Source organism: Desulfosporosinus sp. FKA (genome assembly GCF_002196785.1).
Classification (GTDB): Bacteria; Bacillota; Desulfitobacteriia; order Desulfitobacteriales; family Desulfitobacteriaceae; genus Desulfosporosinus; species Desulfosporosinus acididurans.
In genome coordinates, this window is sequence record NZ_NAHZ01000014.1 from 45942 (window position 1) to 67692 (window position 21751).

Here is a 21751-nt window from a genome sequence, read left to right on the forward strand (position 1 = left end):
GGGAGAGGAAGTGGCCAAAATGGCAGATAAACAATTTAAAAAGAAGATTTCAGATGCACTGGATAATAATGTTTTACGTGGTGCGCTAGGACGCTTTGGAGATACTTATATTACGGCACGGGAAAAAGCCTATGAAGGCTATGATTTCCCTTCGATTCGTGAAAATATTGTTAAGGTCAAGTCTTATGCAGCGAGTCATTTGGATGAGATGATTGATCAATTTGAAAAAGCGGCCACTGCCAGAGGAGCAAAAGTTTTCCGGGCAGCTACAGGAGAGGACGCCAAAAAATATATTAGTGAGTTAGCGAAACGACAAGGCGTAAAGCATATTGTTAAATCAAAATCAATGGCCTCAGAAGAAATTTTGTTAAACAAAGCTTTAATGGCTGAAGGGATAGATGTTCAAGAAACTGACTTGGGCGAATGGATACTTCAGCTTGCCGGGCAGCATCCATCTCATATGGTTATGCCAGCAATCCATATGACTAAGGAAGAAGTGGCTGATATTTTTTCGGGGCATTTGCAAAGATTAAGTCAACCTGTTATTACGGAGTTGGTTAAAACAGCTCGTGTTGAACTGCGCAAAAAGTTCTTGGAAGCAGATATGGGAATTTCGGGAGCGAACATGGCCATCGCGGAAACAGGCACTTTGATGATGGTTACCAATGAAGGGAACGCCCGACTTACCTCTACCTTGCCTCGAGTTCATGTTTTTCTCGTAGGAATCGAAAAACTTGTTCCTAAGTTTGAAGATGCTACACATATTTTGCAAGCTTTACCCAGAAGTGCAACTGCCCAGCAGATAACTAGCTATGTAACAATGGTTACCGGACCAACTCCTGCCTATTATGAAGATGGTTCCGTAAAGGATAAGGAGTTTCATATTATTCTCATGGATAATGGGCGGCGTAAAATGTATAATGATCCCAAGTTTAAAAAGACGTTCCAATGTATTCGCTGCGCATCTTGCCTTAATGTTTGTCCTGCCTTCCAACTTGTAGGCGGACATGTTTATGGTCATATTTATACAGGTGGAATAGGAACAATTTTAACGAATTTCTTAAACTCGGAAAATGATGCTAAAAATCCTCAGAATCTATGTCTTCAATGCGGGAAATGCGCAGAAGTGTGTCCTGGAAATTTAGATATTCCGGAGATGATTCTGGAATTACGCAATCGGATGGGGGAAAAGCAAGGCCTTCCTTTTACGCAAAAGTTTGCCTTAGACGTTGTTTCCAATAGAAGACTATTCCATTCCCTATTACGTGTTGCCTCTAAAGCCCAAAAACCCTTTACGAAAGGACAGCCGGTTATCCGCCACTTACCGCTCTTTTTATCGGGAATGACTGAGAAGAAGAGCTTGCCGGCAGTTGCAGACATTCCATTTCGCGATGTGTTTAAAACAATCAAACAAGATGTTAAGAAACCCAAAGGAAAGATTGCCTTTTACTCAGGTTGTTTGATTGACTTTGTCTATCCGCGAATCGGCGAAGGTGTTATCAGCGCTCTCAATGAAAAAGGATATGAAGTCGTGTTTCCTGAGGGACAATCTTGCTGCGGTGCCCCGGCGACTTATATGGGTGACCGCACTAACGCTCGGAAATTGGCCATCATGAATATTGAAGCTTTGAATGCGGAAAGCGTTGATTACGTGGTCAGTGCTTGCCCAACTTGCACTCATGCCCTTAAAGACAGTTTCCAAGAACTTGTCGAGGATGATCCGGCGCTAGCTGCTCGTGCTGCAGAATTAAGCCGTAAATCCTTTGATTTTTCCAAATTGCTCTCAGATCTTGGCGGTTTAGAGCCGGGGGGAGATGGGGTGCCCCTTAAAGTAACTTATCACGATTCCTGTCATTTGAAACGAAAAATGGGAGTTTATGCTGAGCAGAGAAAACTTCTTAGTGATACAGCCGGAGTAGAACTTATAGAAATGAAAGAGTCTGATCGCTGCTGTGGATTTGCAGGTTCCTATTCAATCAAATTCCCAGAGCTATCTGAACCGATTTTGGAACGTAAGCTCAATAATATTGAAGCAACTGGAGCGAAGGTTGTTGCTGTGGACTGTCCGGGATGTTTGATGCAAATTTCGGGGGGCTTAGATAAAAGAAACCCCAATATTAAAGTTGTTCATACAGCTGAATTGTTATTTGAGAAGCGCAAAAAAAATTCAAAGAAGAACTAAGATGCTGTTCGCTATAACAAAATTGGTGAAAAGATGATTTTTTTCGTGCAAGGACTTTCTTACCATCAGTTCGAATAGTTATATAGGGAAGTGAATTCTTTGTCCGGTATGGTGCAGGCTGGATATTAAGCCTCAAAGAGAAATAAAATTGTAAGGACAAAGGAGACGAAAGTTCCTGATATCTTAGTTTAAAGAATGTTCCTTTTCTAAAATGTGCTGCAGCACCAAGAAGGGATGTCTCAGTCAATGCACCTCTGTAAAGCAGAGTGGTTCGTTGCAAGAGCTGAGAAATGGCAAAGCCTCTGGGAAACAACTCAGAGGCTTTTTTTATCCATTATGCATGAGCTAACAGGTTCTTCTTCAATAGATTTAGTTAACTTCATGATAGGAAGTGAAGTTAACTAAATCTATTTCCTGAAGGAATTTCTTTGGAAAGGATAGAATATTAAGGGTTATAATAAGGTTAGTGAAGCGATTTTTCTACAGATAAGCAGATTAGAGGGGTGATAATCTTGGGTATATATAACCTTTTCATATTACCCAAAACAACGGTCCCGATAGATCTTCCGGTAACATCTGCACGCATTGCTGAATTATTTTCTGAGTTTTTAAGGCGTTATTATGAATGGAAAAGTGCAAAACTCAAGGAAATGATTCTTATGTTTTTGATGTTGATTGTGGGAGGAAGTATCTTAAGTATTCCGTGGTTATTGCCTAATATCGGAATGAGCTTAAGCTTAAGCTTAAGCTTATGCTTGCTGTTCTTATTTTATATAGCTGTTAAGCGTTATATTGCCGTTAATCGAAAGGTAAGTCATTTATATGTAAACGTACATGTTCTGCAGCATCACTTAGTTGGCAAACTTGAGGTGGGGTTTTGTAATCATCGTGAACCCTGTCATTGTGCTGAGGAATTTATGGATTACGTGTTAAAAACTTATAATATCTCTCTAAACAAGATCCTAATCTAATAATTTATAGAATGTCCACTTGCGGTGTGGCGAAAAAGGGGCTGTCTACAGCCCCTTTTAATTGTGCGATTTTATCGTTAAGTTTGCTTGACTGTCGCTGATCTATAGTTCCATAACTGCGGCCTCATCTCGATCAAGTTTATCCATGCAAACTTTAAAGCGAGATCTTAAATTGGCATCATTTACGGCATCACGCATTTGACGCAATAAATCAATAGTCCGACGAAAAACACTGATGATATCCCCTTCATCGAGATTACACATGGTTTGTACTTCACTAAAGGATTGTCCTTGACTCCAAGCATAAGTTATGACAGCTACACGAGGGTCATAACGCACAGATTCTTGCCCGCAAATGCTCTGAATGTAAGTGATGATATCCTTAACGGGTGTTGAATCAAAGACAATACCCCGCTGAAAAACATCATTTTTTCGAGCTTCAAAATCAATACTAGAAAGTAAAGCATTAATTTGGTCATCATCGAGCTGGTGAAAAATATCGGAATAAATTAATTCGGTGACTAGGAGTTCTTGGACATAAATTCGACTTGCACAAATTCCTCGAGGCAACAGCTCATCACCGCGTAAATATCCGATTTGACGAAGATGATTTTTTTTATACTCATATTCCCTTAGAAAGGCGTTCTCTTCGGGAAGAGTTTCGAGTGCATTTAGAAGCTCTTTTTGTTTTTGTTTTAACATCAGGAAGGATTTACTGTAATTTTCGCAACTGTCTCGTTGTTCAGAAGGACAATTTAGGGGAGGGTGTGCTAATATTTTTTCCCAGGAGCGAATCTTGCGGGCCATTTCCCGTCCATAGGCACGGTTTTGTTTGCGGGGGCCAAGTGCCTTATAGGCTTTGCGCAGCCTTTCTAACTCTTTCTGTTTCGGGCGATGTTTTATCGGGCACTTGAAGGATCCAACCTCTTCACATAAGTTTTTCTTGGATTCTTCAAGTTCTTTTTCTATTTTGGTCAACTCTGAATGAAAGTGGTCTGAGTTCAAGCGATAACTAAAGGCTGCGAAACTCTTTTGGAAATAGGTTTCAATTTGCTCAGGGGTAAGAGTTGCCGTGAGATTCAGAACAGTATTATAGCTTAAGCGGAATTGACTTGTTAAAGGTTCCAGTTTGTTTAATTGAAACTTGGGAGGAGGACTTTTTTCCATATAGGCTAAATCAACAATGGCGAAAGAATACCCTTGTTTATCAATTCCTCTCCGACCGGCACGACCTGACATTTGAAAAAATTCGTGATTAGCCAGAGGTCGGAAATTGCGGCCATCATATTTATTAAGGGAATCGAAACAGACCGACTTTACGGGATAGTTAATGCCAACGCTAAATGTTTCCGTGCAATAAAGTACCTTAATAAGTCGTTCTAAGAAGAGTTCTTCAACAACTACCTTCTGGGAAGGGAGCAGTCCCGCATGATGATAGGCAATCCCTTTAGAACATAAGCGTTTTAACTGTCGTGTCGACGACGACCAATTGTTTTCAGGGCCAAAGTACTGAAGAAATTTTTCTTCGACAACTCTGCGTTCCGGTGATTTAAGATAATTAGCAATGGCAGCTAATTCCATAGCTTTAAGTGCACATTGTTTGCGGCTAAAGACAAAAAAAAGGGCTGGGAGGTGGTCACGCTGTATCGTGCGGATTAGGTCTAAATGAGTCGTTGGGCTGAAAGGATTTTCCTCGCTATTGTTTTGTTTGAGTTTTTGACGATAGAATTTCCAAAGGTGATTATAATCGACGAGTCCTGTATCCTTCGTGAAATAAAAATATTCAAGAGGAACAATGCGTTTGTGTTCTTCGATTAAGGCGACTTCCTCGTGGCGGATTGATTCGATCCAGTTTACAAGGTGCTGAGCATTGGCAATCGTTGCGCTAAGCCCCAGAAGTTTCATCTTAGCCGGAGCCAGAATGATTGACTCTTCCCAGACTGTCCCTCGTTCCTCATCGTTGAGCCAGTGAATTTCATCAAAGACAATGTGGGAAACAAATTCAAGATTTGGATCTTCGGTGATAACTTGGTTGCGGAAAACTTCCGTCGTCATAATAAGAAGAGGTGCCGTTGGGTTCAAGACCACATCACCAGTCATAATCCCAACAGCATCTTCACCAAATTGTTCTTTAAAATCCCGATATTTTTGATTACTTAAGGCTTTAATTGGCGCTGTGTAGATAACTCGCAAATGTTCATTCATGGCCTTTTCGATCAAATAATCAGCTACCAGCGTTTTACCGGTGCCTGTCGGAGCGGCCACAATGACTGATTTTCCGGCGTCAATTGCTTCTAAGGCCTGTTCCTGAAACGGGTCAAGGTTGTATTCGTGATATTTACGCTCAGACATATATGTCAGCTCGTTTCTGATGTAAATTTGTTTACTTATTTTAACAAAAGGGCTAATGATGGTCAACTTTAGCAACGATTGGTCTGAATCAGCGTTTGTATCCATATGATGAAACAAGAGACAAGGCTAAGGAGGGATTTGGTAGTGTCTTCGCTGAGATTAGAGATAGAGCAGTCTATGGGGCTCAAATTTCCTGAAAAAAACGGAGCAGCGTTGGTTAAGTTTGAGGAATCTTTGGAAATTCCCCGTGCAGCCGAAACTTTGATGCGAGGGTTGTACCGAGATCCTGAGCGTGTTCGGCAAGGGTTCAAACGATTGCATCAAGAAACAGGTTCGATGATCGAACTCTTAATGCCCAGACGTTCGCGGTTAAGGGAATGGTCGGATGCTCTTCCGGAACGGCCGAAAGATGCTGAGGCCTTTCTAAAAGAAACCACTGATCAGTTGCGGGTTAAAGAACAACGCTTGGTGCAAGCCGGCCAGGATTTATTAGGGCAATTGCAAGAGAGCGGATTAGAAGATATCTTTCCGGTTTCGTTGTCAGCCTTTGGAGTCTGTTCCCATCGAGATCCAAGTGTTAAACTTTATCTCAAACCTTTGGGAAGATTTGCCGAAATTAATCAGATTAATCCAGAGTCATTGCGCCAGGCAGTTCGGGTTCACTTTCTTTGTATGCTCCTAATTATTACCGGTGAGGACCTTGATGGACAAGTCTTTGCTAGAGGAGTTGAAGAGGAAGCTACCCACTGGCTGACGACTCTTTATACCACTCGCTATTTGAAACTCCAATCAGCCGAACTGGTTCATGGTTATCTTGAATGGGTTAAGGCCTGGGGTGGAAAAATACCCAATCAGACGATGCTGAATGATCGCGTCTGCGAAAAGACAAGGACAGCTATGATATTTTGGCGTCGTCATTTAAATATCAATTGGGCAGAATGTTGGCATATTGTTAATCAATTTGAGTCTGAGAGTGCTCAGGATTTGGAAATTAATTAGGGCCATTCTGCTAATTCATGAGGCTTAATAATTTCCAAACGATCATCAACCAGTTTAAGTATTCCGGCCTTTTTCCAGCCGTTAATAGCTCGGTTAACACATTCTCGACTAGTCCCAATCATGTTGGCAAAATCACGATGAGTGATAGAAGCATCAACAAAAATGGGATTTCCCGGACTTGTTGCAGGCTGTGCCAGTCGCAAAAAAAGGGCTGCTAAAATTCCTGAGGTAGATCGATTGGTTAAGATGCGAATAAATTCTTGAGCTAATCTTAATCTGCGGCTTAAAGTGCGAATCAGGGCTAAGGAAAGAGAAGGACTAATCTCGAGAATCTGAGGCATTATTTCATTATTTAGGACAAAGAGGACACTATCTTGAAGAACTTCAGCAGTTGCAGGATATGGACCGGACTCCAAAAGTAAAATCTCGGCAAAACTATCATATGGGCCATACCAGTCAAGAATCTGTTCATCGCCTTCCGGTGTTCTCTTGGTCAGTTTAACTTGTCCCGAAAGTACAAAATACACGCAGCTGCCAATTTCTCCTTCAACAAATAGCAGCTGCCCTCGCCGGTAATGACGTTCTTGAAGATGGGGAAGAAGTGGGAAAACGTCTTCGGCTGTTAAGGATGAGAACAGAGAAAAACGAAGAAGTTCATTTGCTGTTAGCACAATAAGACCTCCTTTCTCCCTTGAAATAATTTTATTTAAGTCCAGTTTAATGTTATAATTACTCGTAGATTTGAAATAAGCTGCTTCAAGGTGACACTTGTAAATTTGCTAAGAGAAGGAACTGTTGAAAAACACCGAAAACTGATAAGAGCATACACTATATAAAAGGGGGTAAGGGGTATGCTCGGAATTGAATTAGTTCGTATTCAATCAGTGGTTAATTCCCCTTTTAGAGTTGTCGCCGTATTTATGGTTTTCTTCATTGCCGTAATCATTATCATCAATTCTGTCTGATCATAATTAATGTAATTTTGCCTAGTTATAATTCGTGTGATGGGGATGCACTTACTTGTTGGGCTGCTCGGACTATCTCGGACATGATACGCGCTTGGCCTGGAAGGGTGTGGGATTCGAATTCTGTTAATATTTGCCCGCGCAGCGATACACAATAGCGTGCCGGAAGTTGGTTTAAAGCTAAGGCCATAATATCTGCTTGACACTTTTCGCATGAGCAATCGATTGGGTTATCGCGCAGATAATCTTCAAGCATTTGTCGGACGACGACTTCAAGGTGATTTTTTACTGCGTACATTACTGTTATCTCCTTATTATTGATTAATTATTTCAATAATAAGTCCAATTCGACAAAAGAACAAGCAGAAAAAGTGCATCCCTTCGAGGATGCCTATTCTATTGGATAAAATTCTTTATTTTTTAAGTTTAGTGGTTACTCCTTGCCAGAATCGACTGGTCTCATACCCGAGGCGCCAGATGGCAATACCTCTTAAACGATAACTTTTAACAAATCCAAGTCGGATTTTTGCAGAAATTTCATTTTCAAACCAAACACTATGCCGTGCTCTGCCCAGCCAATAATAGAAATATGGTTCTACAGCTGTATCAGACCAAAGCATGCGAGCATTGGTCTTAGCCGCCAAATTTGGAATGTCGCGCATCGGTACCATCTGAGTGGCTTCATTGGACCAATCGTAACCATAAACTGGTATCCCTAATAATATTTTTTCCTGAGGAAGGTAACGAATCGCGTAATCGAGAGCTTCGTTCATCCATGGTAAACTGGCAACAGGGCCGGGAGATCCTCCTGCGTAGTGCTCGTCATAGGTCATCAGGGTAATTGCATCGCATAGTTTCCCTATTCCGGCAAAGTCATACCCAGGGGCTTCCCACTCTGAACGTTTGGCTGGAATAGCAATCGTTAATAATAAGCCCCTGTCATGTAACGCCGCTCTAAGAGAGTCCAGGAAAGTTACAAAGGGAATGCGATAGGAAGCTTCGACTCCCTCAAAATCAACATGTACACCTGCTGCGGAGGACGGAAGTAAATTGAGCATCTGCTGAATACAGTTCTTTTGCGAAGTCGCTGACGAAAGAATAGTACGGATAGGTATTGGATCAAAAATGGTTCCATTAAAATTATGAAAAAGTATAAGGGGAGCAATGTTGCGTGCCAAACTTTCCTGTAAGGCGAGATTATTGATCTGGCCTGTGAAATAACCGCTTGGTTGAAGCTGAAAGGCAAAATCAGCATATACATCAATGTGCGATCCTTGTTGGCGTATGGAATCAATCGCTCGTAAATCCCCCGGATAATCTTCAGAAACATAGCCAAGGACCCACATTCGATTATCCATGAGCCGCTGTGCAGTTGGTGTCCAATTCAAAGATACCCTCCTCCTTTATAGCACACTCCTAGGATAAGATATGAGAAATTAGAAAATTAATCTTACTTTTTCATCTGTAAATTTAAGGAAGGTGAAGACCGCCGTGAATATTGAATTCATTAAAGCATTGCAAGAAATTTATAATCTCTTAGATCAGATAGAGCTTAAAAAAATGGAGAGAGATTATCCAATCATTTGGGAGAGGATTCATTCCACAAGTTGTGCTCAGATTGGCAGGATGTTAGCTCAGAAACGAGACGTTGACAGTGAACAAGCTGCTTTAGCATGTGCTTTACATGATTGCGGGCGCTGGGTTACCGGGCGTCAAGAAAACCATGCTCCCCAAGGGGAAGAGCTAGCTCGTCGTTTCCTTCGGGAAGGAAATCTTTCCTCAGTAACTCAGGAGTCTATTGTTCAAGCAATTATTAATCATTCGAAAAAGGAAGACATCGGATCACCTCTGGAGGAACTTGTAAAAGATGCGGATATTTTGGATTGCTATTGGTATGGAGATGATATTTCCAAGAAATATCATGTTGCCAGACTTCAACGAACTCTCTGTGAGTTAAATATTGGGTCATCATCTAAGGAGGGATAGTCTTGGATAAAGTTCTTCTTATTGCCACGGGCGGGACTATTGCCATGCGCAAAGATAAGGCAGGAAAAGCAGTGCCTGCTGTCAGCGGATATGAATTATTGGAAAGTATCCCGGAATTGACGAAGCATGCCCAATGGGACGTCTTAGACTTCAGCAATATGGCAAGCTGCAATATGGATTTAAAGCAAATGCGAAATCTAGCCGCTGCTATTGAACAACACTTTTCAACTGATCCTGCCTTAAAAGGAATCGTGGTTACTCATGGAACAGATACTCTCGAAGAGACGGCTTATTTTTTGGATATTACGATCAGAGATCCTCGTCCAGTGATCTTAACGGCTTCCCAGAGAGATGCTTCGGAAACTGATTCGGACGGTCCTCGGAATCTGACCAATGCTATGCGTATTGCGCTGGATTCTCGGTCCATGGGCCGTGGAGTCTTGATTGCACTTAACGAAGAAATTCACGCTGCCCGAGATGTCAGAAAACTTCATACGAATCATGTTGATGCTTTTAATTCCGGGGAAAAGGGAGACTTAGGGACCATCGATACCGGAGATGTTCTCTGGCACCGTAAGCCGGAACAAACCATAAAACTCGGTGTCCCTGAAAAATTGGCGAAAGTTGCTATTTGTAAAATTTATACAGGAATGCCTAACAATATTTTACGCTTAATGACTCATGATGAAACAGATGCCTTGGTTATTGAAGCTTTTGGACGAGGTAATTTACCGCCCCATCTTGTTCCGGAAATCTCGGAGGTTATCAACAATGGCATTCCTGTCGTGATAACTTCACGTTGTTTGTTTGGCAGGACTTCTCCCGTTTACGGGTATTCTGGCGGCGGAGCAGATCTGGAACGCATCGGGGCTTGGTTTGCTGACGATTTATCGACAGAAAAAGTACGTTTGTTCGTAAGCATTGCCTTAGGGCAAGGCGTGGCTCCGAATACTTTAAAACAAATGTTGGCAGTCGGAGCTATCAATTTTACAAATAAGTGATATAGTTTAGATGAATAGACTAGGACAGTTATCCATATTGACAAGGCTGTAAAAGAAGAGTATGCTATTAACAAATGAGATATGTTCTCAATTAGATGACGCATTTTTGATGAGAATGATTATCAATTGCGGAGGAGGGATCAACAATGGAACGCAGTCTTGGGGAATTAAAACCCGGTGAACGGGCTTGTGTTGAGCGTATCAATGGTGGAGGTGCTTTACGTCGCCGGATGATGGATATGGGAATTGTACCTGGAGTCGAACTGGAAGTTGTTCGTTGTGCTCCAATGGGGGGTCCCTTACAGATACGCCTTAAGGGCTATTATCTGGCAATGCGTCGCGGAGAATGTGCTAAAATAGTCGTCTCTGGGGAGCAGCATAAAGCTATTGAACATACCTTAGCTAGTCGCTAGTGGATTTTGCCGCTTTGACATAGTAATCAATGCTTTTTAAAGGAGGGCGGCTATGCCATGAAAATTGCTCTTGTTGGCAATCCCAATGTTGGGAAAAGTACAGTTTTTAATGCCCTGACAGGCTCCAATCAACAGGTTGGAAATTGGGCAGGGAAGACCGTTGAACGTAAGGCAGGTACTATTCACAGAGATAATCTGGAAATTGAATTGGTTGACCTGCCTGGGACGTATAGTTTAACCGCCTATACTCAAGAAGAGATCGTTACACGGCAATACATTCTTCGTGAAAAACCTGATGTAGTGATGGCGATGGTGGATGCTTCCAATATTGAAAGGAATCTCTATCTCGTTCTCCAGATTCTTGAGTTAGCACCTCGTGTAGTTATTGGACTTAATATGATGGACTTGGCAAAGTCTTCAGGAATTATTTTAAATGCTGCTGAGTTGACAAAAGCCTTAAATGTATCAGTGGTTGAGATCGTAGCTGCAAAAGGTGTAGGCATCGACAAGTTTTTAGCTGAGGCTGTTAGAGTCGGACTTCTGAAGAAGGACCCCTTGGTTCGCCAAGTACCCTATCCTTCTGAACTCGAAGAAAAAATTCAGGCCATGGAAAATCTACTAAGAGATATTTCTTGGGCTTCTCAATATCCCTTACGATGGTTAGCTCTTAAACGCCTGGAAAGAGATCCTGAGATTGGGCAAGAATGGCAGTCAGTCTCTGCCCCGGAATCTTCAAAAGATAAGAAACGCGAAACATGCTGTGATTCGGGTGATGCTTTAAACTATAAACTCAAGAATATCATTGAGCTCCCGGGGAATGATTTGCTGCAATCTTACGAGGAAGAAGGGTGGACTAAAGACCATTTTGAAATGGCTTTTGCTGATGCTAAATATAACTATATATCTCAAATTTTGCCTCGGTTTTTAATTCAAGAAGATCTGAGAAAACCTTCTCTTACTGATTCCTTAGATCGCTGGATCCTCTCTCCGATTTGGGGTTACCCCGTCATGATCCTAGTGCTTGCCCTTGTATTCTGGGCTTCTTTCATCGCCAGTGCACCTTTAGGAGAGGCCGTTTCTCAGGGCATGGCCTGGGCAGCTGATTTTTTAGTGAGCCTCTTACAATGGATCCAGGCACCTGCTTTCCTAATAAGCTTGGTAAGAGATGGAATCTTTGCGGGAGTTGGCGCAGTGTTGGCTTTTGTGCCGCAAATTGCAATCTTTTTTGCTTTCTTTTCCTTTTTGCAAGATAGTGGATATTTAGCGAGGGCAGCTTTTTTAGGTGACCGTCTCATGCAATTAATGGGATTACATGGTAAGTCATTCTTCTCTTTAGTGTCCAGTTTCGGATGTAATGTACCTGGAATTATGGCTACAAGAACTCTCGAAGATCCTAAGGATCGATTGATTACGATGCTGCTCAACCCTTTGATACCATGTGTTCCGCGCTTAGGGGTTATGAGCGCTGTAGTTGCGGCGTTTTTTCCGGGAACCCGCGGGGCGATGATTATGTTAAGCCTCTTGCTGATAAGTATGCTCCTTGTTATGATTTCTGCTTTATTTATGAGAAAAGTCGTAGATCAGAAGGAACGTTCGGCCTTCGTTATGGAATTGCCTTTATATCATCTTCCTACCTTACGGAATGTTCTATGGCCGACTTGGCATAAAACTTATACTTTTCTTAAGAGGGCGTGGACGTTTATTTTAGCTGCTTCTATTGTAGTTTGGCTGTTAAGCTCTTTCCCTCAAGGAGTGCCAATGAACTCAACCTGGGCTGGTAAAATGGGAGAATGGCTGGAATTTATCGGAAAGCCTTTGGGGTTTGACTGGAAGATTATGGTGGCTATTATTTTTGGCTTTACAGCCAAAGAAACGACCCTATCGACTCTCGGGATTTTGTATGGCGTGGCAGCTGATGCCTCACAATCAATTGCTCAGGCAATGACAGGGGCTATGTCTCCTTTAAGGGCTTATACTTTTTTAGTTGTCTATATGCTTTATATTCCCTGTTTAGCCTCGGTAGTGACTACCTATAAAGAATCAGGCAGTCTGCGCTGGACAGCTTTTGGAATTGCTTATAATTTGATATTGAGTTTCATTATAGGGTGGATTATCTTTCACGGAGGTCAAGCGATGGGCTTTCAATAACTGATTATTTCTCCCTGGAGGTGGTCTCGATGCTAACCGGAATTTTAAATGTCTTAGCACGTCAAGAATCGTTATCAATGACGCAGCTGGCTCAAGAATTAAATTCTTCGCCGAGAGAACTTGAAAGTGCCCTAGAACAAATGGAACATATGGGCTATATTCGCAAGCAAATCTATGGACAGACTTGCGGTGCGGGCTGTAGTTCCAACGAGTGCAGTAGTCATTGCGAAGGATGCGGATTTGCTTCTCCTGAAACTTACTCCTTCTGGGTACTTACTGAACGGGGTAAATCTCTAAGCCGTAGTTAAGTTACCATGAAGTATTTATGAATATTGAGAAATATGGTATGATCTAACTATTGGCTGGTGAGTTTACTACTGATTGAAGGGAGCTTAGTTCCTGATGAGTAGACCCCGAGAAGAAAAGTATCAAGCCATTCTTGATGCGGCAACTGAGGCATTTGCAGAATATGGTTTTTTCAATAGTCAGATATCTAAAATTGCTAAACTGGCCGGAGTTGCCGATGGAACAATCTACCTCTATTTTAAGAATAAAGAGGATATTCTTATTAGTCTATTTACAGAACGAATGGGGAAGTTTATAATCGAGGTCCTTCAAGAAATTGAAAAATGTCAAACCGCAAAGGAACGACTATTACGTATTATTAAGACCCATTTGCGATATATGCAGGAAAATCGATCCTTAGCTATGTTTACTCAAATTGAGTTGAGGCAATCAAATCCAAAGATTAGAGAAGCAATTTCCGGCCCCGTGCGCGAATATTTTCATTGCATCGAGCAAGTTTTGACTGAAGGAGTTAATAGTGGCGAATTTACGTTGCCTGACATCGTGGTTGGACGTCAAATGCTTTTTGGGACTCTCGATGCTATGGTCAGTGATTGGGTTATCTCTAAAAAGCCAAGAGCTCTGGAAGATTTGGAAGATACTGCCTTCGATCTTATGTGCGGGGCTTTCAGAATCCGAGATGGCAATTAAGGCGGATATTTTGGTTAAAAATGCATTAGAAGTTTCAAGAAGGAAATGCCTAAGCAAATCCTTCTTTTTTTTACGAAAACGGATTTTGATCCACTTGGATCCACTTGTAAGATTGCCACTTCTTCAAGTGGAAGCGGTTCCCGCGATCACATTAGTTATGGGCTTCAGCAGTAGCTGGATGAGTTCACTTTGTTCCCCAATTGCACTGCTAATACCTGGACAGCTAGACAACACCTATTCCATCGCGTATTATTTATAGGAATATCTAATACTATGGAGAGTATGAAGTTAAGAATGGGAGTAAGTATATGAATTTTTCAGGTAAAGATAAAGCTGCTTATGTTCAAGAAACATTTAATTCGATTGCTGGGCATTATGATTTGATGAATAGCTTAATGAGCTTGGGAATGGACAAACGTTGGCGGCGGATTGCAGTTCAGCAAGTCGGCGCCAAACCAGGTATGACTATTCTTGATGTTTGTTGCGGGACTGGACAATTTTCCTTGGAATTGGGTAAAACGGTCGGAAAAGAAGGTAAGGTGATTGGCTTAGATTTCTCGCAAAAAATGCTTGATGTAGCCCAACAGACACTTGCTCAATCTGAAAAAAAAGGGCGAATTCAATTTATTCAGGGAGATGCCATGGAACTTCCTTTTCCAGAGAGTACTTTCGATGGGGTTACGGTAGGATGGGGATTGCGAAATTTACCAAATCTAAGAAAAGGCATCCAGGAAATGATCCGAGTCGTTAAGCCTGGCGGGAAGGTTGTTTCCTTAGATATGGCTAAGCCAACATGCCCCGGTTTTAAGCAAGCTTATTGGTTATATTTTGATAAGTTAGTTCCGTTGATGGGGCAAATTTGGGCCAAGAAGGCAAGTGCTTATCAATATTTACATGACTCAGCAGTAGAATTTCCTGCACAGCAACAACTTACTAGAATTTTCTCCGAATGTGGTTTGAGAGATACTAAGTACATCAATTTGGCTGGCGGTGTGGTGGCTATTATAGCTGGAACAAAACCACGCTTGTAGACTGTGCTTTGGAAGTTTCAAAAATTTGATAGTTAAAATCTGCTTCCTTGATTGAACAATATGGGGAGCTAACAGAGCTGTGTTTTGCGGCTCTTTTTATTTTTTGTAAAAAATAAGTAATGATTATTCTTGATAATCGGGCATGGTTTTAATGAGAATGAACATACTAATCTCGTTCAAATAATAATTTTTAGGAGGGGCATAACTATGAAGGTTTGTGACGTTATGACAAGAACTGTTGATTGGGTAGGACCAAAAACTACGATTTCAGAAGTTTCACGGTTAATGAAAAAAGATGATGTTGGATCAATTCCAATTTGTGATAACAATAAAGTAATTGGTATGATCACAGACCGAGATATCGTTTTGAATGTAATAGCAGTCGGCAAAGATTATAACACAGCTGTAGTACAAGATGTTATGAGTAAGAATGTTGTTAGTGTTTCCTCCAATCAGGACGTTCATGAGGCAGCCGATTTAATGTCTCAATATCAAATTAGAAGACTTCCAGTCGTGGATCAAGATAGATTAGTAGGTATTGTAGCTATTGGAGACTTGGCTATTGAAAGAATTCATGTTAATGAAGCAGGGGATGCTCTAAGCGATATTTCTCAAGGCGCCCATCAGAACTTGAACTAAACGGAAAGGATGAAGCGTAAATGGCCGATTTGCGTGATCGAATGGATTTAGGGACATGGGGGGCGTTTCGTACAGGTTGGTGGGTTTTGCATGTGGTTGGAATTGTAGTCGTAGGATACATTGGCTATTGGTTAGCTAAAATGTAAATAAGAGATCACTGCTAAAGTAGTGTTGTGACAATTTCACACACTACTTTATTTTATGATAAAATAAACGTAAAGCGCCGAGGAAAGGATGTTTTGACGAGTGACAATTAATATCGGTTCACGAGGACAAGCAGAAACAACTGTAACCTTAGCAAATACTGCGAAGACTATGGGCAGCGGGGGATTGGAAGTATTCGCCACACCCGCCATGGTAGCCCTTATGGAGCAGGCTGCAATGAATGCTTTTGAATTGTCTGAAGGGCAATCAAGTGTAGGGACGTCCTTAATGATTACCCATTCTGCTGCCACTCCTATAGGCTGTAAAATAACCGCGACTGCTGAGTTGATTGAAATTGATCGCAGACGGTTAGTTTTTAGGGTGGAAGCCAGTGATGAAGCTGGACAGATTGGTTCTGGCAAACATGAACGTTTTATCATTGAAGCAGAACCCTTTTTGAGTAAGGCACAAAAACGAAACCAGAGGATATAATAATGGAAGGTTTTTATACACTTTCCCAAAAGACAATATCTGAGCAAACTATTGATAAATCACGTTTCATCGGTATCGGAACCGCTGTTCATTCCCTAGAGCAAATTAATCAGGCTATGGAAGGAATTCGCCAAGACTATCCAAATGCCCGACACTATGTTTATGCTTATCGTTTACACGAGGGTAATTTAGAGAAAGCGTCTGATGACGGAGAGCCGCAGGGTACTGGTGGGCGTCCAGTATTAGACATTCTTAAACATCAGAACCTCTGGAACGTTTTACTGGTTGTTGTTAGGTATTTTGGGGGAGTACTTCTCGGTACGGGAGGCCTGACAAGAGCATACGGCAGCACTGCCAAACAGGTATTTGAGGGGGGTCAATTAGTTCAATTGACCCTTTTTCATCAATACCAATTATCTCTATCTTACGAATGGTATTCTTCATTGAAGTATCAATTTGAGCAACGGAATTGGCGTATCCGCGATGAAGAATTCCTGGAGCTCATTCATTTCATAATTTCTGTTCCGGAAAATCAAACGGATTTATTCTTGAAATGGTTAGCTGATTTCACTAGAAATCAAGTTAAATATGAAGATAAAGGACTTGTGTGGGAATAGATCAAGAGTAATATTAAATTTAAAAATATAAAAATAATTTCAAAAAGTTAAATTTTAGGAAATATTTAAAAGAGTTAAACTTTGAGAAAGTGAATACAATCACTTTCCTTTTTGGAGGTAATCTGTTATTATTAAAGTGAAACATGGAACTATTGAATATATTTATAGGAGCGTGTGTATATGTTAACTTGGGTAGGAACAATAATGATCGGTTCTTTTCTTTTAAGCTGTACTGCAGTAGTTGTAACATCTGGTGTACAAATTTTAAGATCTATCCGTAAAGTTCCTATTGATGGCGGTTTTGTTTCACGGACTCAAGAAGCCTGATACAGGTAATTATGGCAATTTAAAGTAGAATATAAGAGAATGAATGAATCCAAAACTCCGCATTCTTAAAGCAGCGGGGTTTTTTTCTTTCTAAATCATAAATTATGACATTAATTCGCTATTATCTTGGAATGCCTGCAAACTATAGCTGAAAGAAGAAGGAGAAAGTAATTTTCTGTCGAATCTAATTAAAGATTGTACAGATGGAGGGGGGACCCGTATTCTGGCATATGAAGTTATTGTTTTTTTGGGAAGTGTTCCATTTATAGCCTTTATCACTTTGCGAGCAAATACTTGGGGATTGACCAAAAGAAGTGCTATTCTAATAGCCTTCTTATTGTGTGGAGATGTTATGGTTTTCCCTTTTGCCCTTCAGTCTGGACGAATAGGGCTATGGTTGATTTTAACCACGATTCTCATATTCGCGGGCGCTGCTTGGCCGAGTATTATGAAAACCGTGAGAAAGCAGAATACGAATTCCCAGAAAGACGCCTATGCTGAAACAGAGAATAGAGACCTCAGAAATGAACAAATTAATCTTAATCCTATGAATTTACTAGACCAAAGTATTTGTTTAAAAGGACTTAAAATCAATGATAACGATGGGCCTCATGATGATAAAGAACCTTTTAATGACTATCAAAGTTTTAGTGAATCAGAAGGTAATAGGAAGGAAAGCAGTTCTCAACAAACTCAAAAGCCTTCTGAATTCATCACCTTTGAAAGTACCGATAGTATAGAGAGTTCTAGGATAGAATTGATCAACGTGCTGAAAGAAAGAAAACCGGTAGAGGAAGTCGAGGCCCTCGAAGAACCGATAATGGAAACCGAGGTGCCAGAAGAACCGGTAGAGGAAGTCGAGGCCCTCGAAGAACCGATAATGGAAACCGAGGTGCCAGAAGAACCGGTAGAGGAAGTCGAGGCCCTCGAAGAACCGATAATGGAAACCGAGGTGTCAGAAGAACCGGTAGAGGAAGTCGAGGCCCTCGAAGAACCGATAATGGAAACCGAGGTGCCAGAAGAACCGGTAGAGGAAGTCGAGGCCCTCGAAGAACCGATAATGGAAACCGAGGTGCCGGAAGAACCGGTAGAGGAAGTCGAGGCCCTCGAAGAGCTGATAATGGAAACCGAGGTATCTGAAAAATCCGTTATGGAAGAAGAGATACCTAAAGAAGCAAATTCAGATGAGCATTTAGATCAATTAACTTTAGATGAGCTTCTTAACTTAGGCTTTAACGAAAAATTTGCAGGGAATTTTGCTCAGGCAGCTGTTTATTTTCTTCAAGCGTTATGTCTAGAACCTAAGCCAGATATAGCATTTTATTTAATCCTTGATTGCTATTGGCTCTGGAAAAATATTGGGGAATCTTATTACGCAATTTCTAGGATCATGGGTTACGCCCAGAAATATAGACCGCAATTTAGTTCGGATTTACAATTTCAATTTGAGGTCTGGTTAAAGAAAGAAGATCTCGAGAAATATTTATATTAATAGGGGGCTGGTTTTTAAAATGAAACCTACGAAAGAAATTATTGGATTAAGGATTATTAGTATTGCTGATGGTACTCAAGCAGGAGCTGTAAAAGATATCGTTCTTAATCCCCAAGAAAAAACATTAGACTTTGTGATTGTTGATCAGCCTACAGATTTTTTGGGAGCGAAAATTATCGCCTTTAAAGATATTCTGGGTATAGGTGAATTTGCAATGACAATTCCCAACCCTGGTGTTATTCAAGATGTTGCTCAAAATACGGAGGCTCAAAAATTATTAAATCTTGATACAAGAGTTATAGGCACAAAAGTATTAACCAAAAAAGGACAGTTGATTGGAGAAGTAACGGAAATACTCCTCGATGAAGAAACAGGACGGATTTCTGCTTGTATCTTCGAGTCTAATGGACAGGTCCATGAGATCGGAGCTGAGAAAGTTATAACTTTAGGAAAAGAGTTACTCATTATTGAAGGATTTTCTGCAGAAGGGGAGAAAGAGAAGCAACAACTTAGCAACGTTGATCCTGTAGTCAACAGCATTACTGAACCTACAGGTGTACAAGAGGTAACTCCCGCTACAGCTGTACAAGAGGTAACTTCAGCTAAAGTTGAAGAAGGGGATAAAGGGTTTAACCTTTTTGAACAACGCCAACTGCAATATTTTATCGGCAAAATGGTAGAGAAAGATATTGCTTTGGATAACGGAAATATTTTGCGAGCGGGTGAACGGATTACTCCGGAGATGATATCGTTTATCACTTCACGCAGCACCCTTATGGAAATCACATCTCATTTACAGAAAAACTAAGGAACTGAAAAACAATGAAAAGGGCTGGGTTCATTCTGACTGTGTTACTCGTTCAATTATGTGTAACTTTAAGTTTGGGGAGCGTTGCAACTTATGCGAGTACACACGATCGCGCACCTTCAGGTTTAATAATTTGGGGCCGGAATTTTTCTGGTTTGAATCGAGCTGAAATAGCTTCCGAATTGAAAAAGGAAATTCCCGATGTTATTGTCTATCAAGGGAAGAGTTTTCCTTTAAAATTAGAACGGTCTTACGCTAAAATTGATAACTGGTTAAACCAGATATTTCCACCAGTTTCCGGGGTATGGTACTTGGATGTATTACAAAGTTTAATGCATAAACCTGTATTGAATCCAGTTCTCGAATTAGATCGAGATGATATCGTTTCTCAATTAAAAGCTATAGGGGCTCAAATTGATAAACCCATGATTCCTGCAACAATTTCTTATTTGAATCGGCATTTCGAAAAAACTTCAGGCCAAAATGGTCAAGCTCTAAATATTGATGCGACTTTTCATAAAATTACCAATGATCATGTAAACAAACAAGTTGAAGCAGTAGTTCAAAAAATCTCGGTCCAGCCTACTCCAGTCGAAATCGACAAGATAAAAGATGTTTTAGGAGATTATACTACCTATTTCAACCCTCAAGATGCTCCTCGAACTCAAAATGTAAGATTAGCGGCTAATGCCATCAATAATTACTTAATTGCTCCTGGAAAGGTTTTTTCCTATAATAAAGTAGTTGGGGAACGTACCGAGGCGGCAGGATATCGACCAGCATATATTTTTGTGGGTCAGGAAGAGATAAAGGGCGACGGAGGAGGCGTATGTCAAGACTCCAGTACCTTATTTCAAGCGGTTTGCGAGGCAAATCTGAAAGTAGTGGAAAGGCACATGCATTCTTTGCCGGTATCCTATGTTGCTAAGGGTCAAGATGCAACGGTTGCCTATGGCTTGCTTGACTTCCGTTTTCAAAATGATACGAAGGGTTATCTTCTCGTCAGCGCACTTACAGGTGAAAATTGGTTGAGAATAAGACTATTTGGAGTGGCTGATGCTAATCACCCTGCTCAACAACCGGATGGCTATCCGGTTCGTCCCAATATCTTCAATGAAGATTTTAAATAGTCTCTATAATCCTTCAAGATAATTGAGGGATTATAGAAAGCTCCCTAGTTAGAAGGTTAAGACCTTGACTAGGGAGCATCTATTTTCACCTGCGGACAATGTATGGTTGAGAAAATTCAGATCTTTATCCAATCTTAAGACTTGAGTACACTATCTCAGAGATATTGCGCTATTAATTTAACAGCAACTAAAAGTGACATTGTGATAAAAATGGGTTTTACAAGAGCCGCACCGCGACGAATTGCAAGTTTTGTTCCTAAGAGTGAACCAAGAATCATAGAAATTGCCATTGGAATTCCGTACAGGAAAAGAATTTTTCCATTCCATGCAAAAAGTATCAACGAGGCAAAATTACTAACAAAATTCAATACCTTCGAGTTTGCTGATGCGGCAACAAAATCGAAACCGAAGAGGGATATGAAGGAGAAGATTAAGAAGGATCCGGTTCCTGGCCCGAAGAAACCATCATAAAAACCTAAAACTAAAGCAAAGAAGCAGCCGGCTATAAGTTTTGCAGGTATCAATTGTTGAAATTTGTTCTCCATGCCTAAGTTTTTATGTAGTATCGTATAAATACCGACAATCAGGACTAAGACTAAAACAGCTTTATTAAGAAATTGAGAGCTGACGCTGAGAACGGCCCAAACTCCCAGTAAAGCACCGATAAAGGTAAAAGGAATCTGCCATTTAACTAAAGGAAAATGTACTTTTCCTGAACGTGCGAAGGTTATGGAACTGTTTAGGGAAGCAGTGCAGGCAGCAAATTTATTAGTTCCAAGGGCAAGATGAGGAGGGACTCCAATTACTAATAATGCGGGAAGGCTAATGAGTCCTCCGCCCCCAGCAATTGCATCAACTGCTGCAGCAAAAAAACCCAGAGCGCTGATAATTAGAAGATTAAGCCACATATAAATACCTCTCTTTAACCAATTTGCCGAAGGCTTCTTTAGTATACCGCTAGAGAGACTATTCGTCATCATATTTTATCCTTTGGCAAGTAGCCTGGCACATTGTAGGCCTACTGATGGGAGTAAGCGAAGTGTTGTAAAGCTAATATG

General features: G+C 41.0%; 23 protein-coding genes. 18 read left to right on the forward strand and 5 right to left on the reverse strand.

The window, feature by feature from the left end; translation table 11 throughout:
* The first annotated feature begins 19 nt into the window (after positions 1–19).
* Positions 20–2182: an L-lactate dehydrogenase (quinone) large subunit LdhH gene (gene ldhH / locus B5771_RS03200; RefSeq protein WP_088186241.1), complete on the forward strand. Its 2163-nt coding sequence runs from the start codon at positions 20–22 to the stop codon at positions 2180–2182.
* A 503-nt stretch (positions 2183–2685) separates the two neighbouring features.
* Positions 2686–3153 (forward strand): hypothetical protein, encoded by a 468-nt coding sequence (locus B5771_RS03205; RefSeq protein ID WP_242966715.1) that lies wholly within the window; start codon positions 2686–2688, stop codon positions 3151–3153.
* Between the two features lie 102 nt (positions 3154–3255).
* On the opposite strand, the gene B5771_RS03210 is transcribed toward B5771_RS03205, so the two are convergent.
* Complete coding sequence (locus B5771_RS03210; protein ID WP_088186243.1) at positions 3256–5505, reverse strand: DEAD/DEAH box helicase; 2250 nt, start codon at positions 5503–5505, stop codon at positions 3256–3258.
* A 144-nt stretch (positions 5506–5649) separates the two neighbouring features.
* Here B5771_RS03210 and B5771_RS03215 point away from each other — a divergent pair, with 144 nt between their 5' ends.
* Positions 5650–6504, forward strand: a complete 855-nt coding sequence (locus B5771_RS03215; RefSeq protein WP_242966716.1) for a hypothetical protein — start codon at positions 5650–5652, stop codon at positions 6502–6504.
* On the opposite strand, the gene B5771_RS03220 is transcribed toward B5771_RS03215, so the two are convergent.
* The 3 genes from B5771_RS03220 to B5771_RS03230 form a co-directional block, all read right to left on the reverse strand.
* The gene (locus tag B5771_RS03220; protein ID WP_088186244.1) at positions 6501–7175 is read right to left on the reverse strand and encodes a Crp/Fnr family transcriptional regulator; all 675 of its coding nucleotides are present in this window, start codon (positions 7173–7175) and stop codon (positions 6501–6503) included. The two genes, B5771_RS03215 and B5771_RS03220, sit on opposite strands and share 4 nt — an antisense overlap.
* A 319-nt stretch (positions 7176–7494) precedes the next feature.
* On the reverse strand, positions 7495–7767 hold the full coding sequence (locus B5771_RS03225; protein ID WP_088186245.1) for a late competence development ComFB family protein: 273 nt from the start codon (positions 7765–7767) through the stop codon (positions 7495–7497).
* Positions 7768–7882: 115 nt separating this feature from the next.
* Entirely contained in the window at positions 7883–8857 is a 975-nt protein-coding gene (locus B5771_RS03230) for a glycosyl hydrolase family 18 protein (protein ID WP_088186246.1), read from the reverse strand.
* Between the two features lie 103 nt (positions 8858–8960).
* Here B5771_RS03230 and B5771_RS03235 point away from each other — a divergent pair, with 103 nt between their 5' ends.
* From B5771_RS03235 to B5771_RS03295, 15 genes are all read left to right on the forward strand, one after another.
* Positions 8961–9455: an HD domain-containing protein gene (locus B5771_RS03235; RefSeq protein WP_047808292.1), complete on the forward strand. Its 495-nt coding sequence runs from the start codon at positions 8961–8963 to the stop codon at positions 9453–9455.
* Between the two features lie 2 nt (positions 9456–9457).
* Positions 9458–10456 carry an asparaginase gene (locus tag B5771_RS03240; protein WP_088186247.1) on the forward strand — a complete coding sequence of 333 codons (999 nt, stop codon included), beginning with the start codon at positions 9458–9460 and terminating at the stop codon, positions 10454–10456.
* 146 nt (positions 10457–10602) lie between these two features.
* Positions 10603–10869, forward strand: coding sequence for a FeoA family protein (locus B5771_RS03245; protein WP_047808290.1), 267 nt, complete (start codon positions 10603–10605; stop codon positions 10867–10869).
* Positions 10870–10926: 57 nt separating this feature from the next.
* Positions 10927–13017, forward strand: coding sequence for a ferrous iron transport protein B (feoB, locus tag B5771_RS03250; protein WP_088186248.1), 2091 nt, complete (start codon positions 10927–10929; stop codon positions 13015–13017).
* 29 nt (positions 13018–13046) lie between these two features.
* Positions 13047–13325 carry a FeoC-like transcriptional regulator gene (locus tag B5771_RS03255; RefSeq protein ID WP_047808288.1) on the forward strand — a complete coding sequence of 93 codons (279 nt, stop codon included), beginning with the start codon at positions 13047–13049 and terminating at the stop codon, positions 13323–13325.
* A 94-nt stretch (positions 13326–13419) separates the two neighbouring features.
* Entirely contained in the window at positions 13420–14013 is a 594-nt protein-coding gene (locus B5771_RS03260; RefSeq protein WP_088186249.1) for a TetR/AcrR family transcriptional regulator, read from the forward strand.
* 308 nt (positions 14014–14321) lie between these two features.
* Positions 14322–15044, forward strand: coding sequence for a bifunctional demethylmenaquinone methyltransferase/2-methoxy-6-polyprenyl-1,4-benzoquinol methylase UbiE (gene ubiE / locus B5771_RS03265; protein ID WP_088186250.1), 723 nt, complete (start codon positions 14322–14324; stop codon positions 15042–15044).
* Positions 15045–15251: 207 nt separating this feature from the next.
* The gene (locus tag B5771_RS03270; RefSeq protein ID WP_088186251.1) at positions 15252–15683 is read left to right on the forward strand and encodes a CBS domain-containing protein; all 432 of its coding nucleotides are present in this window, start codon (positions 15252–15254) and stop codon (positions 15681–15683) included.
* 20 nt (positions 15684–15703) lie between these two features.
* A complete protein-coding gene (locus tag B5771_RS25010) occupies positions 15704–15829 on the forward strand; it encodes a hypothetical protein (RefSeq protein WP_282432753.1) in 126 nt (41 codons plus the stop codon).
* Positions 15830–15929: 100 nt separating this feature from the next.
* Positions 15930–16319, forward strand: coding sequence for a thioesterase family protein (locus B5771_RS03275; RefSeq protein WP_047808284.1), 390 nt, complete (start codon positions 15930–15932; stop codon positions 16317–16319).
* 2 nt (positions 16320–16321) lie between these two features.
* Positions 16322–16936 carry a YigZ family protein gene (locus B5771_RS03280; protein ID WP_088186252.1) on the forward strand — a complete coding sequence of 205 codons (615 nt, stop codon included), beginning with the start codon at positions 16322–16324 and terminating at the stop codon, positions 16934–16936.
* 180 nt (positions 16937–17116) lie between these two features.
* Positions 17117–17263, forward strand: coding sequence for a hypothetical protein (locus B5771_RS24095; RefSeq protein ID WP_172408134.1), 147 nt, complete (start codon positions 17117–17119; stop codon positions 17261–17263).
* Positions 17264–17711: 448 nt separating this feature from the next.
* A complete protein-coding gene (locus B5771_RS24100; protein WP_172408135.1) occupies positions 17712–18755 on the forward strand; it encodes a hypothetical protein in 1044 nt (347 codons plus the stop codon).
* Between the two features lie 19 nt (positions 18756–18774).
* A complete protein-coding gene (locus tag B5771_RS03290; RefSeq protein ID WP_088186253.1) occupies positions 18775–19563 on the forward strand; it encodes a PRC-barrel domain-containing protein in 789 nt (262 codons plus the stop codon).
* A gap of 14 nt (positions 19564–19577) precedes the next feature.
* A complete protein-coding gene (locus B5771_RS03295) occupies positions 19578–20693 on the forward strand; it encodes a VanW family protein (protein ID WP_088186254.1) in 1116 nt (371 codons plus the stop codon).
* A 155-nt stretch (positions 20694–20848) separates the two neighbouring features.
* Here the strand turns inward: B5771_RS03295 and B5771_RS03300 are convergent, their stop codons facing one another.
* Positions 20849–21601, reverse strand: coding sequence for a TSUP family transporter (locus B5771_RS03300; RefSeq protein ID WP_047808279.1), 753 nt, complete (start codon positions 21599–21601; stop codon positions 20849–20851).
* Positions 21602–21751: the final 150 nt, after the last annotated feature.